This is a genomic window from Streptococcus sp. W151 (assembly GCF_053010205.1).
In genome coordinates this window covers 66,943-79,639 of sequence record NZ_JBRKNT010000004.1, presented here as the reverse complement: position 1 = coordinate 79,639, position 12,697 = coordinate 66,943, and the positions used below count along the sequence as shown (strand labels likewise).

The 12,697-nt window shown below is 41.4% G+C and carries 11 protein-coding genes; 9 read left to right on the top strand and 2 right to left on the bottom strand.

The window, feature by feature from the left end; translation table 11 throughout:
• The first annotated feature begins 101 nt into the window (after positions 1-101).
• A complete protein-coding gene (locus tag ACVC7Q_RS07385) occupies positions 102-2,897 on the top strand; it encodes a YhgE/Pip family protein (RefSeq protein WP_447265409.1) in 2,796 nt (931 codons plus the stop codon).
• A gap of 88 nt (positions 2,898-2,985) precedes the next feature.
• Here the strand turns inward: ACVC7Q_RS07385 and ACVC7Q_RS07380 are convergent, their stop codons facing one another.
• Together ACVC7Q_RS07380 and ACVC7Q_RS07375 are read right to left on the bottom strand one after the other, a co-directional pair.
• A complete protein-coding gene (locus tag ACVC7Q_RS07380; RefSeq protein WP_447265408.1) occupies positions 2,986-3,657 on the bottom strand; it encodes a DUF4947 domain-containing protein in 672 nt (223 codons plus the stop codon).
• Between the two features lie 92 nt (positions 3,658-3,749).
• The gene (locus ACVC7Q_RS07375) at positions 3,750-4,997 is read right to left on the bottom strand and encodes a carbohydrate-binding domain-containing protein (RefSeq protein ID WP_447265407.1); all 1,248 of its coding nucleotides are present in this window, start codon (positions 4,995-4,997) and stop codon (positions 3,750-3,752) included.
• Between the two features lie 213 nt (positions 4,998-5,210).
• On the opposite strand from ACVC7Q_RS07375, the gene ACVC7Q_RS07370 reads away from it, so the two are divergent.
• The 8 genes from ACVC7Q_RS07370 to dltD all read left to right on the top strand — a co-directional run bounded on the left by ACVC7Q_RS07370 (position 5,211) and on the right by dltD (position 12,651).
• Positions 5,211-5,990, top strand: coding sequence for a polyphosphate polymerase domain-containing protein (locus tag ACVC7Q_RS07370; RefSeq protein ID WP_315375813.1), 780 nt, complete (start codon positions 5,211-5,213; stop codon positions 5,988-5,990).
• Positions 5,983-6,666 carry a DUF4956 domain-containing protein gene (locus tag ACVC7Q_RS07365; RefSeq protein WP_447265406.1) on the top strand — a complete coding sequence of 228 codons (684 nt, stop codon included), beginning with the start codon at positions 5,983-5,985 and terminating at the stop codon, positions 6,664-6,666. Before ACVC7Q_RS07370 ends, ACVC7Q_RS07365 begins: the two co-directional genes overlap by 8 nt.
• Positions 6,667-6,758: 92 nt before the next feature.
• Positions 6,759-8,018, top strand: a complete 1,260-nt coding sequence (locus ACVC7Q_RS07360; RefSeq protein ID WP_447265405.1) for a S41 family peptidase — start codon at positions 6,759-6,761, stop codon at positions 8,016-8,018.
• Between the two features lie 169 nt (positions 8,019-8,187).
• On the top strand, positions 8,188-8,316 hold the full coding sequence (locus ACVC7Q_RS07355) for a teichoic acid D-Ala incorporation-associated protein DltX (protein WP_251457995.1): 129 nt from the start codon (positions 8,188-8,190) through the stop codon (positions 8,314-8,316).
• A gap of 18 nt (positions 8,317-8,334) precedes the next feature.
• Complete coding sequence (gene dltA / locus ACVC7Q_RS07350) at positions 8,335-9,885, top strand: D-alanine--poly(phosphoribitol) ligase subunit DltA (RefSeq protein WP_447265404.1); 1,551 nt, start codon at positions 8,335-8,337, stop codon at positions 9,883-9,885.
• Entirely contained in the window at positions 9,882-11,135 is a 1,254-nt protein-coding gene (dltB, locus tag ACVC7Q_RS07345) for a D-alanyl-lipoteichoic acid biosynthesis protein DltB (protein WP_447265403.1), read from the top strand. The genes dltA and dltB overlap by 4 nt, the downstream gene beginning before the upstream one ends.
• Positions 11,136-11,150: 15 nt before the next feature.
• Positions 11,151-11,390: a D-alanine--poly(phosphoribitol) ligase subunit DltC gene (dltC, locus tag ACVC7Q_RS07340; protein WP_003002265.1), complete on the top strand. Its 240-nt coding sequence runs from the start codon at positions 11,151-11,153 to the stop codon at positions 11,388-11,390.
• Positions 11,383-12,651, top strand: a complete 1,269-nt coding sequence (dltD, locus tag ACVC7Q_RS07335; protein ID WP_447265402.1) for a D-alanyl-lipoteichoic acid biosynthesis protein DltD — start codon at positions 11,383-11,385, stop codon at positions 12,649-12,651. Before dltC ends, dltD begins: the two co-directional genes overlap by 8 nt.
• The last annotated feature ends 46 nt before the right edge of the window (positions 12,652-12,697 follow it).

Sequence of the window (12,697 nt, the reverse complement as noted above, 5' to 3'; positions counted from 1 at the left end):
TGTCCAGAAAAATAAAATTCCTACTTGTGAAATTTTCTAGAAACTGTATAATCTATTATATCAGAAATTTAGACATTGTGTATAAAAAGGAGACAAAAAATATGATGAAAGAATGGAAGGCTATTCTTAAAAAGCCGACATTTATCATTGTCATGATTGGAGTTGCGTTGATTCCAGCTCTTTATAATATTATTTTTCTATCTTCCATGTGGGATCCATATGGTCAGGTTTCGGATCTTCCTGTAGCGGTTGTCAATAAGGATCAATCTGCTACATATAATGGACAAAAAATGGAAATCGGGAAAGACATGGTGTCCAATTTAAAGGATAACGATTCGCTTGATTTTCATTTTGTAGATGAGAAAGCTGCGAAAGATGGTCTAAAAAATGGCGATTATTATATGATTGTAACGCTACCTGAGGATCTTTCAAAAAAAGCTAGCTCCATTCTAACCAATCATCCAGAACAGATGACCATTGATTACCAAACGTCCAGTGGTCATAGTTTTATCGCAGGAAAAATGAGCGACTCTGCGATGACAAAAATGCAGCAGACAGTGGCTGAAAAAGTGACCAATACTTATACAACAGCTTTATTTTCCAAAATGGGATCGCTTAAATCTGGTATGGGGACAGCGGCAGATGGAAGTGCTAAATTAGCAGATGGTGCAACAAAGTTGGAAAACGGTGGGCAAACACTGACCACTAATTTGAATACCTTAGCTAGTTCCAGTTTAACATTTTCAGATGGTGCAACCACCCTTCGTACGGGTCTAGCAGCCTATACAAATGGTGTTGGTCAATTGGGAAATGGTCTTAATCAAATGGCTGGTCAACTTCCAAACTTGGTATCTGGAGTCAATCAATTAAATAATGGGTTTGGCACTTTTAATACAGGCTTGATGGCTTACGCTACCGGAGTGGATCGATTAGGAAATGGTCTCAATCAAATGGCAAGTCAAACCCCTCAGTTGGCTTCAGGAGTTGGTCGATTAACCAGCGGTATGGGGACACTCAATGACGGTCTTGGGAATTATACCAATGGCGTGCGTCAATTGAATTCGGGCCTATCTAACTTTTCAAATGGTTTAGTGACCTATACAAATGGAGTCGCCACATTATCAGAGGGAGCAGGTCAATTAAGTAGTCAATCCACTACTCTTCGAAATGGAGTTTCTCAATTAGAATCAGGTATTCAAACATTATCAAGCCAGCTACAAGCTTCTACAAGCCAATCAGCTCAGATTGATCAATTGGCAGCTGGTTTGAACCAATTAAATGTGGCAATTCAAAGTGCTTCGGTAGATACCAGTCAACTTTCATCTGGCTTGACGAGTATTGCGAATTCAGCTCAAGCGATCCTTGCTTCAGCCCAAGCGGATCGTGCAAATGCCCTTGCAAGTGTGCAAGGGACAGCAGCTTATCAAGCAATGACAGCTGATCAACAAGCGGAAATCAGTGCGGCGATCTCATCGAGTCCAAGCTCGAGTGAAACAGCAGCTCAAGGGATCTTGACAACGATCCAAACGATCCAAAGTAGTTTGAATACAGGAAATAGCTTGACACAGCTGCAAACTTCAGCCAATCAAGTTTTACCAACAGCTTCTTCTACCTTGACAGACTTGTCAAGTGGCTTGTCTAAGATCCAATCCGCAGTTAGTGGACAATTGTTACCAGCTAGCCAAACTATCACTCAAGGGATCGGCGCTTATACAGCTGGTGTTGATAAAATCGCTAGTGGGGCAAACCAACTTCAGACCAATAGTAACACTTTAACAGATGGTGCTAGTCAGTTAGCAGCAGGTGTTGGCCAACTAGATAGTAAATCATCGGAATTGCTTGCAGGAAGCAATCAATTAACTTCTGGACTAGGTGAGTTAAATGGGAAGATGCCTGCTTTGACATCAGGTATGAATCAACTGGCTTCAGGAGCAACACAATTAACAGGTAAGTCTGGTGAATTGGTTGCTGGAGCTGAAAAGTTAGCTGATGGTGTAGGGCAATTGAACAGCAAAACTCCAGAGTTGGCAGGTGGTGTCAACAAACTTGTCACAGGTGTCAACCAGTTGACAGAGAAATCAGGTCAATTGGTTACGGGGGCTGATAAACTAGCTGACGGAGCAAATCAAATCTCAGAAGGATCCAGCAAATTAGCAACGGGTGGCCAAACATTGACAAACGGTTTGGGTGAATTAGCAACAGGAAGCCAAACCTTGAGTCAAGGATTAAACGATGCTAAGGGACAATTGAATGCTGCTACAACTGAAAAAGAAAACGCAAAAACCTTAGCCAATCCTGTTACGACTTCTAAAACAGATCAAGATAATGTCCCTGTAAATGGGGTCGGAATGGCTCCTTATATGATCTCTGTAGCACTCTTTGTTTGTGCCTTGTCAACCAATATGATCTTTGCAAAATTGCCATCCGGTCGTCATCCTGAAAGTCGTTGGGCATGGTTTAAATCGCGCTTTGAGGTCAATGGAACCATTGCGGTGGCAGCAGGAATCTTGGTCTATGGTGCTGTTCACTTGATTGGTTTATCTGCCAATCATGAGATGGCTACCCTCTTCCTTTGTGTGATCGGTAGTGTGGCCTTCATGTCTATCGTGACCGCTTTAACAACATGGCAAAGAAAGGTCGGTGCTTTCCTCTCGTTGATCCTCTTGCTCTTGCAATTGGCTTCTAGTGCAGGAACTTATCCTCTTGCTTTGACAAATGGATTTTTCCAAGCCATTCATCCATTCTTGCCAATGAGCTATACCGTCTCTGGTCTTCGTCAAACGATTTCGATGACAGGAGAAATTGGAAATCAAGTGGTCTTTCTTTTGATGACCATTGCTCTATTTGCGGGACTAGGGATGTGGTTTTACAATCCAAAAAAATATGAAGAGGACTAATCGTCAAGAACTCTCAACTCATTTGGAGTTGAGAGTTTTTTGTTTCATGTGAAACAAAAATTCTCGCTTGTTTAAGCGAGAATATTCATTATTTAAAGAAGACAACATCAGGATTTGGCGTAATATAGAGGAGTTGGTCGTTTTCAAAGACCAATTGGATGGTGTTGTTTTTATAGGTGTAAATGGTGTAGGCTACTCCAAATTTAGAAGCTTGTTTCAGATCAACTGCCCCCAATAAAAAGGCATGAGCTTGTTCTTCTGTAATTTTCCCCTTACGGTAGAGATTTTTAATATTTTCTAGTTCAATATTTTGAAAAGATTCGCTCATATAAGCAGGGTCTGTTATTTGTTTCTCCGGATTTCCAAGGATTTTTTGGACGAGAGTAGTGGTATACCCTTCATAATCCGGCGTTTGTACAAAAATATGGTCGTCATTTTTAGAGTAGGCTACTTTTAAGTTCCCAGTTGCATAAATTTTATCCTTGGGCGCTTCTTGGGCATTTCTAGGAAGCCCTTCGGTTGTGATGACTTCAGTAGTGGTATTTGTATTTGTTGAAGGAGAGCTAGATGAATGATTTGAACTACTTGAATGACCCGAATTGCTAGGTCGACTTGAGCTACTTTTTTTAGTGGTTTTCTTTTTTGAGCTGGTAGTAGTAGGCTCTTGTTTAAAATTGATCTTAAGGTCCGGCACACAGGCTGATAGAAAAAGAAGAGACAGCAAGAGTGTGAAGAAAAGAGGTAGTATCTGTTTTTTCATCATGTTCCTTTCAACAAGTTGATTGATTTTCTATTCTATCATAAAAAGAGGAACAAAAAAAGGTCAGGAAGAAATCCTGCCTTTATTTGTTATTATGGATGTCCTCCTCCAGGTCCACCACCTTGAGGCCCTCCACCGCCGGGAGCACCACCGCCTCCAGGCATGGAATTGACAATTTCTGTTTGTTTTTCACCATTGATATAGATATCTCCACCGGTGTAGGTAGCCGTTCCATCAAAGTCAAAGCCGGATTGCCCTGTTAAATTGATGGTTCCTCCAGTCACAGTGACATTACCGTTTGAGTCGATTGGATCGGTATCCCCTTGGCCAACTTCAACGTTGAGAGTTCCACCATTCATGGTGAAGAAAATTTCATCTTGGTTGGCATTGGCATTAGCCGCATTGACACCGTCATCAGTTGCATAGATGGTGATATCTCCACCGTTAATGGTGATCGATTTTCCTTCGAGACCTTCGACAGACTCGGTTACCTTATAGGTTCCGCTATCGATGATCAGATCACCAGAAGCATGGATGCCATCGTCTCCTGCTGTGATGGTCATTTTGTTATCTGAAAGGTACATGGTTCCGACCGAAGTATCCTCATCATTATCCACCTTGACTGCATCTTCATCTGCGTCAATGGTCATGGTCGTGCCAGTGATATTGAGTTCGTCATTGACATTGAAGGCATCTCCTACAGCCGTGATTTTATAGGTTCCACCCGTGATGTGAAGAGTGTCATTAGCTTTGATACCGTTGTTCTTCTTGGCATCGATGTTGAGCGTACCTGAACCATTGATGGTGAGGTCGCCTTTAGAGAAGATGACCGCATCGGCATCTTCATCACTGTTTGAACTTGAATCAGACAAGGTATTGGTCGTGCCATTTGCTAGAGTCAGGTAGACATGCCCCGCTTTCGTAGCAGAAATTGGTGCGTTGGTGTTGGACATAGTAACACCTTTTAAGACGATATGAACAGCATCTGAGTCACCTGCTTCGACTTTGATTTGAACCCCATCGGATTCACCAGAGATGACATAAGTTCCGGCCTTCGAGATGGTCACAGTTGATCCAGAAACGGCCACGCCATCCCCTGAAACAGTTGCAGACGAACCAGATAGTTTGACAGTAGATGCTTTACTTTCATCATATGAGGCATCTGAATCTTTTTCGGTAAAATAGTCAGATTGCTTGGTTTTAGTCGTTTTCTTTGAGACACTAGAAGCAGTTGTTGTTGCGCTTGTTGTAGTTGATTGAGATGATGCTTGGCTACACGCTGTTAGTAGGGTGAGGGTTGCGGCCCCCGTTAATAAAAATTTCCATTTGTTTGATTTCATGAGCTTTTCCTCTCGTTCAATTGATATGCTCCTAGTCTAAAGTTGCTAGCTGAAAGTTTCCTAAAGTTTTTCTGAAAGGAATCTTAACTTTAGTTTTCTTTAAGTTTGGCTTAATGACCAGTTAAGAAAGTCCCATTAAACTAGAAAACACGTAAGTCGTATCCATACTTACTGAAGATTAGAAGCAATATCCCCCCTTAAAGGAGTAGAAACATGAAAAAAACAATTGAGACAAGTTTTAAACGAATCGAAACAAAATATATCGTCGCAAAAGATGACGTAAAAGACTTGATCAAAGACTTAAAAGAATACGTCGTAGAAGATGATTACCCAACTTCAACTATTTCAAACATTTATTTTGATACGGAAAACTTTGAGGTCATTCAAGATGCTCTTGCGAAACAACACCGCCGTGAAAAAATTCGGATGCGGACTTATATAGAAACACCTCAAGCAGACAGTCCAGTATTTCTAGAGGTGAAGTCAAAAGATGAAGAAGGAATTGGCCATAAATTCCGTCTAGTCGCTACTTCACAAGCCATTATAAACTTGATGACAGATGGGACAGTAGATCATCAGATACAAGATCCAGACTTAGTGCAAGAGATTCAGAGATTGCGTAAACGCTATGGTCATCGATTGGAACCACGGATGTTCATTTACTATGATCGCTTGTCTCTCAAAGAAAAGAAATCCATTCAGGGTTATCCTTATCAGAAAATTCGCGTGACAATCGATCAAAACTTAGTCTTTCGTGATCAAGCTGTTAGTCTTTTTCATGGGAAGAAAGGAGAACCTTTGTTAGAGGATGACTTCGTGATCATGGAAATTAAGGCTCCCGGACAAGAACCTCAATGGTTAAAGGATATTTTAGAGAAGTATGGTTTGGTCAAGCAGAAATTTTCAAAATATAGCTGTGCTTATCATAAATCACAAGGATTGGATTATGCCCCAAGACCAGTGGAAGAAACGGTAGGTGCTGCCTATGTCTAATCTATTTGATTCTATTTTTAATAATGCCACAGCAACGGTGGATCCCTTGCGCTTGCTGCTGGCCATTTTGGTCAGCCTCTTTCTAGGAACAGCCCTATCTTGGACCTATAAATACCGGACACTGTACACTCGAGAGTTTGTCATTAGTTTGACCTTGCTTCCTTGTATGATGACCTTAGTGATCTTTTTGGTCAATGGAAGTTTGGGAACCTCGATTGCAGTGGCAGGGACCTTTAGTTTGATTCGTTTCCGTTCGGCTACGAGTGGTTCGAGAGAGTTGATTGCGATTTTTCTAGCCATGATTATAGGACTAGCAGCAGGCTCGGGCTATCTTTTATTGGCCATTTTATCAACCCTCTCTTTACTAGGGGTTTGGCTTGTATTGGAGAACAAACAGAGTAAGGCAGATCATCAACGGCGCCGTCATTTGACCATTACAGTCTCAAAACAAGATGCTGTTGCAGAACAAATCAGTCAGTTGTTAGACCAAAGCTGTTCAGAAATTGACTTTATTTCTGTAACAACGGCCCAAGCTGGAGAACAACTGACCTTGAACTATGAGGTGAATATGAAATCGAACATCGATGATTTTGTCCTTGCTAATCTATTGATTAACAAGATTGAAAATTGTGATGTCGCCCTGACAAAGAAAGCAAAGAAAAGAAAGAATTTATAACTGCTATCCTACTTTAGGATAGTTTTTTAGTTTTTTAAGAACTTTTTAAGAAAAAGTGGTATACTGTTTCTAAAAAATTGAAGGAATCCTTTATGAAAAAGACTGCTATTTTTGAAGATGTCATCTCGATTATGAGCCATGATTCATCTACCATCAAGGATCGAAAAGGATGCGACCCCGATCGCTTTCGAGAAAAAATAACAGATGATATGACGGATGATGCCTTTCTTTATCAAGTCAGGACCTACCTAGCCAGTTTTGGGATTATTGGGCACATCTCCTTTCGGAATAAAAATGCTGGTCAGAAAGGCTTTCTCTTACGCGTGATGGACCATCAACTGTATGTTGAAAAGGCGAATGCAGACACTGGTCTCCAAGCAGGGGATCAGATCCTAGGTCTGGATGGATGTGATTTGGAGCAGGTAGCGTCTCTTCATAAGGACTATTTTATCAGTAAGACCCCCGCAAGACATTACCGAGAATGGGCGGATTTGGTCTCTCAGTCAAGAAGGGTTACCCTTCTCCGGAAAGGGGTAGAAAAGACCATTGAAGTAGCGCCCAGTCGAGAGCCGATCAAAGATCAGATTTTTTGGAAACGATTAGACGATGAGATTCTTTATCTTCGTCTGGATAACTTTATGGATGAGGGAGCTATTAGCCGGGTATATCAAGAGTGCTTACCGATGATGACGGAGGTCAAGTTCCTTCTCGTTGATGTCCGACAGAACGGCGGAGGGACAGATTCTTTATATATCCCTCTATTACATCTAGGTTTAGAGAAGGATCAGGGTTATGATTCGCTTGACTGGGACGATGATGGCATGGAAATTCTCTATACGGAGCGCAATGTTGACCTGCGCTTGAAAGACTTTGAGAACTGGATGCAACAGGAAGAAACTAGTCCAGAAACTGTTAAATTGCTTGAAGAGATGAAAGAGGAATTGCTCCGCCATCGGGGGAAAGGGTATGTGCCGTATCAGCAAGAAAGCGAGGAATTCTTCCCAAAGATTAGAGGAGGCCAATATCCCGAACGGATCTTTGTCTTATCAGATATCTATTGCGGTTCATCTGGGGATAACTTTGTTCAGATGATGAAGCAGTTTAAGAAGGTAACGGTAGTGGGTCGACCAACTCTTGGTATTCTAGACTACTCTAATTGTTGTACAGTTGATTATGGCGATTTTCGTTTAATGTTCCCTACTTCTCGCTGTCTAAGCCTGGATCAAGGCAAAGGAATGACGGATCAAGGTGTTGAACCGGATATAGAGGTTCCCTGGAGTCCTGACCATTTTGAAAGAGATGTGGATCTGGACAAGTGTCTGGAGTTAATTCATCGGGGGGATGTAAAATAAAACAGGATTTCAATCAGAAAAACTGATTAAAGAAAAATTCTTTGGTTAGAAGGGATAAATGTCTGAAATGATAACGTTTTCCAGGGGATTCTCACTATGTTTAAAATTGCTTACTTGGTATAAAAAATGGTAAAATAGAAAGTAATAATCAAAATGAAGAGTGAAACTTATGAAACATCAAACACTTTATAAATTTATCGGGCAGACGGTCTTGTATTTTGCCATTTTCCTAGCCCTACTTTATTTCTTTAGTTACCTTGGTCAAGGTCAGGGTGGCTTTATCTACAACGAATTTTAGAAAAGGAGACTCCTACCCGTGTCAAACCAACCTATTCACGATATGATCGAGACAATTGAACGTTATGCGCAACTACAACCAGACTATCCGGTCTACAATGTCCTTGGTGAGGAGCATACCTATGGGCAATTGAAGGCTGATTCAGATAGCTTGGCTGCCCATATTGACCAAATGGGACTTCCTGAAAAGTCACCTGTTGTTGTCTTTGGTGGACAAGAATATGAAATGTTAGCAACCTTTGTGGCTTTGACGAAATCTGGCCATGCTTATATCCCAATTGATAGCCACTCTGCCTTGGAGCGCGTGTCTGCCATTCTTGAAGTGGCAGAGCCAAGCCTGATTATTGCCATCAATGAGTTTCCAATCGAAAACCCAGCTGCTCCAATCATGTCCTTGGAGCAAGTGCGTGAAGCTTATGCAGCTCAGAATGCGTACGACTTGCAACATCCAGTCAAAGGGAATGATAACTACTACATCATCTTTACCTCAGGGACAACCGGGAAACCAAAAGGGGTGCAAATTTCGCACGATAACTTGCTCAGCTTTACCAACTGGATGATTACGGGCAAGGAATTTGCAACGCCAGAGCGTCCGCAAATGTTGGCGCAACCGCCGTATTCTTTTGACTTGTCTGTCATGTATTGGGCACCGACCTTAGCTCTTGGAGGAACGCTTTTTGCCCTTCCATCAGCCATTACTCAAGACTTCAAACAACTCTTTGCGACGATCTTTTCTCTTCCAATTGCTATCTGGACTTCGACACCATCTTTTGCAGATATGGCCATGTTATCTGAAGATTTCAATGCTGAAAAGATGCCAGGCATTACCCATTTCTACTTTGATGGGGAAGAGTTGACCGTGAAAACCGCTCAGAAATTGCGCGAGCGTTTCCCAAATGCGCGCATCATCAATGCTTATGGCCCAACTGAAGCAACTGTGGCTCTTTCGGCTGTAGCCGTAACAGATGAGATGTTAGCCACCTTGAAACGTCTGCCAATCGGTTATACCAAAGAAGATTCTCCAACCTTCATCATTGATGAGGCAGGAAACAAATTGCCAAATGGTGAGCAAGGGGAGATCATCGTATCTGGCCCAGCCGTTTCAAAAGGGTATATGAATAATCCAGAGAAAACAGCAGAAGCCTTCTTCGAATTTGAAGGTCTTCCAGCCTACCATACAGGAGATGTTGGAACTATGACGGATGAAGGCCTTCTTCTCTATGGTGGACGGATGGACTTCCAAATCAAGTTTAACGGTTACCGTATCGAGCTAGAGGATGTCTCTCAAAACTTGAACAAATCGAAGTACATTGACTCAGCAGTCGCAGTTCCGCGCTATAATAAAGATCACAAGGTTCAAAATCTCTTAGCCTATGTCATCTTAAAAGAGGGTGTCAAAGAACAATTTGAGCGCGAGATTGATATCACGAAAGCCATTAAGGAAGATTTAGAAAACATTATGATGTCTTATATGATGCCTTCAAAATTCCTCTATCGTGACAGCTTGCCATTAACACCAAACGGGAAAATCGACATCAAAGGGTTGATTAGCGAGGTTAACAACCGATGATCGAGTTTTTGAAACAGCTCCCTCATTTAGAACACTATGGAACACCGATCTATTTTATCTACCTCATTCTAGCTTTTTTGCCGATCTTTGTGGGTCTCTTTTTCAAAAAGCGGTTTCCGGTATATGAAGGACTTGTGAGTCTGATCTTTATCATTTTGATGCTGACAGGTTCGAATCTCAAGCAAATTTATGCCTTACTCTTTTACGTAGTCTGGCAAATCTTGATTGTGTATTCCTACAAGTTTTATCGTCAGAAGGCGGACAATAAGTGGATTTTCTATCTTCATTCCTTCTTGTCTGTCTTGCCCCTGATCTTTGTTAAGGTAGAGCCAGCGATCAAGAATGGACACCAATCCTTGTTTGGATTTTTAGGGATTTCTTATTTGACCTTCCGAGCTGTCGGAATGATCATCGAAATGCGAGATGGTGTCTTGAAAGAATTCACGCTCTGGGAATTCTTACGTTTTATGCTCTTTATGCCGACCTTCTCAAGTGGGCCGATTGATCGTTTCAAGCGTTTTAATGAGGATTATAAAGCCATTCCTGAGCGCGAAGAATTATTGGATATGTTGGAGCAAGCTGTTAAGTACATCATGTATGGCTTCCTTTATAAATTTATCCTAGCTCATATTTTTGGCCACTTATTGTTAGGTCATGTGCAGACCTATGCCTTGTCTCAAGGTGGATTCTTCAACATCGGAACGCTGGGAGTCATGTATGTTTATGGCTTTGACCTTTTCTTTGACTTTGCAGGGTATTCCATGTTTGCTTTAGCGGCTTCCAATTTGATGGGGATTAAAAGTCCCATCAACTTTGACCGTCCTTTTAAATCACGTGATTTAAAGGAATTCTGGAATCGCTGGCATATGAGTTTATCTTTCTGGTTCCGTGATTTTGTCTTTATGCGTCTCGTAATGGTACTGATGCGCAATAAAGTGTTCAAGAGCCGGATTACCACCTCAAATGTTGCCTACATTATCAATATGTTGGTCATGGGATTCTGGCACGGGGTGACCTGGTACTACATCGCTTATGGGCTCTTCCATGGGCTTGGACTGGTCATCAATGATGCTTGGATTCGCAAGAAGAAGACCATCAATAAAGAAAGAAAAACAAAAGGTTTGGATCCTATACCAGACAATCGTTGGACCAAAGCTTTAGGAATCTTTATCACCTTTAACACAGTGATGCTGTCCTTCCTGATTTTCTCAGGATTCTTGGATCAACAATGGTTTCCAAAATTGAAATAAAAGGAGAATAGAAAAATGGATGTAAAATCACAAGTAATTGAAATTATTGACGAATTGTTTATGGAAGATGTCTCAGACATGATGGATGAGGATCTCTTTGATGCGGGTGTTCTTGATAGTATGGGAACAGTTGAATTGATCGTGGAATTGGAAAACCGCTTTGGCATCCGTGTTCCTGTATCTGAATTTGGACGTGATGATTGGAACACTGCTAACAAGATCGTAGAAGGTGTAACGGAGCTTCAGAATGCTTAAGCGTTTGTGGCTGATTTTAGGGCCCGTATTTTGCGCGCTCCTCATGGTAACAGCTTTATTATTCTTTTATCCAATCAATCATAAGCACAACTATACCGAAGAGAAAAAAGCTGCGGTTAGTCTAAATGCAGAAGGCTTCAAGAGTCGTACAAAGAAGCAAGAAGCACTTTCGGATCCTCGGCATCGCTTTGTTCCTTATTTCGGATCAAGTGAATGGTTGCGTTTTGATGTGGTGCATCCAGCAGTTTTGGCTGAAAAATATGACCGTAATTACAGACCCTACTTTTTAGGAGAACGTGGTGCGGCTTCTTTGAACCAGTATTTTGGAATGCAACAGATTTTGCCAGAACTCAAGGACAATACAGCTGTTTATGTGGTTTCTCCACAATGGTTTACCAAGAAGGGCTATGATTCCTCTGCCTTTCAACAATTCTTTAATAGCGATCAGTTGAACAGCTTTATTGCCAATTACCAACAGGATGCGGCATCCCAGTATGCCGCGAAGCGTCTGTTGCAACAGTATCCAAATGTCGCCTTTCAAAGTGTTGTGACGAACATTTCTCAAGGAAAGAAAATTTCAGGATTTGATCAGTCTTTAAACCAGCTTGTTTCCCATCTTGTCCAGCGCGAAGATGCCTTATTTAGTAATCTTGCAACTCGTACAAACGGGAATTACGATAAGAAGGTCAAAAAACGTTTACAAGATTTGCCAGACCAATTTTCATATGAGAAATTGGAGGAAATTGCAACGGCTGAAGCAAAAGTCAAAACCAATAATAACGACCTTGGAATCAGCAATCATTTTTACAATACTCGTTTAAAAATGAAATTGAAGAAACTAAAAGGTTTCCAAAAGAACGAATCCTATGTTCAATCTCCAGAGTACAATGACTTGCAGTTGGTTCTAGACCAGTTTGCTAAATCTCGGACCAATGTCATCTTTGTGATTCCTCCAGTCAATGCCAAATGGATGAAATACACAGGCTTGAGCCAAGAAAAGTATGAACAGGCTGTTCAAAAGATTCGTTACCAATTGGAAAGTCAAGGATTCACAAATATTGCAGACTTTTCTAAAGATGGAGATCAGCCCTACTTTATGGAAGATACGATTCATATGGGATGGAATGGTTGGCTAGCCTTTGATAAAGCGGTCAATCCCTTTGTCACAAAGGCTGAAAAAGCACCAACTTACCATCTAAATGATCGCTTCTTCAGTAAAGATTGGGCCCAATATAAAGGAACACCAGACGAATTTAAATAATGCTTGATCAAAGGGGGCAGGATCGAATCCTGGCTCCTTGATTTGT